The sequence below is a fragment of the Promicromonospora sp. NPDC050249 genome (assembly GCF_040656015.1).
Lineage (GTDB): Bacteria > Actinomycetota > Actinomycetes > Actinomycetales > Cellulomonadaceae > Promicromonospora.
The window spans coordinates 1-2087 of record NZ_JBFAKY010000083.1 but is presented as its reverse complement, the minus strand read 5'-3'; the positions used below and the strand labels follow the sequence as shown (position 1 = coordinate 2087).

Here is a 2087-nt window from a genome sequence, read left to right as displayed (position 1 = left end):
TGCCGCGAGATCGGTCCATCAACGGACCGATCTCGCGGCAACCGACCGAAGTCGTCGACGCGGCAGTGCAACGGACCGAGCAACGCCCACCCAGCGAGTGTCAGTGGGTGGCGCTAGCGTGTGACTCCACGAGAGATTCGGACATATCTCCCTAAGGGGGCGGTTGCGATGACTGGCACCGACGCCGACACCAAGCAGGTGCACGCACAGGGACGGCCGCCGGAGCCGCCGTCGGGCAAGAGCACCACCAAGCCCGGACCGCCGGCCCCGCCCGCACGCCGTCGCATGCCCTCCTGGCTCGCCGGCGTCATCGGGTTCCTCGTGGGCCTCGCGCTGGCCGCGGGGGTCGTCCTCGGCGTGCTGTCGGCGCTGCGCGACGACTTCCGCGACGCGTTCTGGCGGGTGCTGGTGGAAGGCCTGAACCCGTTCACGACGAGCGAGGTCGATCGTTCCGAACGTCCCGTCCTGCTCAGCATGAAGGACCTCGCACGGTTCGTGGCGGGCGAGGCGCAGTACGAGGTCCTCGTCGACCTGGAGCGCGACGTCAAGTACGTGCCCGGCTGGGTCGCGGGGGAGCGCACCGTGCTCGTGGTGGACGGCTCGGTCGAGGCGTACGTGGACTTCGAAGGCCTCACCGAGGAAGCCATAGACATCTCGGACGACGGCACGACGGTATCGGTCACGCTCCCCGAGCCGGAGCTCGCCGAGCCGCGCATCGATCTCGACACCAGCCGCGCCCTGACGGAGGACCGTGGCCTGGTCGACCGGGTGGGTGACTTCTTCGATACCGACACCGACGCGCGCCAGGAGGCGCTCGCCGCGGCGCAGGACCAGATAGCGGCCGCGGCCGAGAAGTCCGACCTGGACGAACGCGCCCGGGCGAATACGGTGAAGACCCTTGAGGTGATGTTGTCCGCGTCCGGTTTCGACCAGGTAGTGGTCGAGTTCCGGTAAGTCCGGGAGGTCGCGTACCGGGACTGTCATAACGACGTCACCGGGCTGCGCTATTCTCCCCGCGTGACCAGCGAACCCGACATGCTTCCCAACGTATCGTCCCTTCCGGCGTGGCTCGTTCCGTCCGTCTACCTCAACTGGTCCGAGGACTGGCTGGGCGAGGCGGTCGCGATCGCGAGCCGTAGCCACGAGCACCGTCTGCCCGGCGGCGCGGACGGCCCGCAGCGCGGCGACGTCGTCGTCACCGTCGTGGGCTCCGAGCCGGGCATCGTCGCCGCGGTCGAGCTCATGGGCGCCAGCCAGGGCGAGGACTGGGTCAGCGACGAGGTGTTCGGCCCGGACAAGCCCGTCGTCTGGGACGACCTCTTCAACGGCGCCGCGGCCTACGCGCGGTCGTCCGGCTGGCTGCCCCAGGAGCACGCCCGCCTGGTGCTCGACGGCATCGCCCACCAGTACAAGCACGGCGCCACCGGCACGCTCGACGCCGGCAACTGCGAGACCGATGAGCTGTCGCCGAACCTGCACGTCCTGCGCCTGCTCGGGCACAAGCAGGTGGCGGGCACCGACCTGCGCCGCGAGGAGCGCTGCGCCTCGTGCGAGCGCTTCGTCGACGTCATGCAGCTGATGCCGCACGACGACGGCGCCCACACCGGCGAGACCGGCGAGCGGCCCCTCGCGGAGCTCATCGAGCAGACCTTCCTGGTGTGCGGCCCGTGCCACGCGCTGCTCCACCCGCACGCGGTGCTGTCGCAGCGCGCGCAGATGCGTCCGTCGTGCCCGTCGTGCGGTCAGCGCGGCGCCACCAAGCGCATCGTGTGGGGCCAGGCCATCCACGACAACATGAAGCTCGAGCCGGACGTCGTCTACGGCGGCTTCGACACCCCTGTGCCGACGCCCGACTGGTACTGCCCCGAGTGCTACGCGAACTTCTCGTCGGGTGCGGTGGCGCAGCGCGCGCTGGGCGACCTGCCCGAGGCAGCGCCGGTGCCCGTCTCCGTCGGCGCCGTCGGCACGCCCCCCAACGGTGAGGACCTCTGGGTCCCGGAGGTCTGACCCCTCCCGAACACTGCCGCGAAGTAGAGCGCCTGTCCTGCTTGCGCACGGGTCGACCCGTGCGGAAGCAGGACAGGCGC

Annotated in this window: 2 protein-coding genes; both read left to right on the top strand. The window is 70.5% G+C overall.

Annotated elements, in window-relative coordinates; translation table 11 throughout:
* The first annotated feature begins 168 nt into the window (after positions 1 to 168).
* Positions 169 to 954, top strand: coding sequence for a DUF4230 domain-containing protein (locus AB0I32_RS27180; RefSeq protein WP_357511833.1), 786 nt, complete (start codon positions 169 to 171; stop codon positions 952 to 954).
* Positions 955 to 1017: 63 nt separating this feature from the next.
* Positions 1018 to 2007, top strand: coding sequence for a hypothetical protein (locus AB0I32_RS27175; protein WP_357511831.1), 990 nt, complete (start codon positions 1018 to 1020; stop codon positions 2005 to 2007).
* Positions 2008 to 2087: the final 80 nt, after the last annotated feature.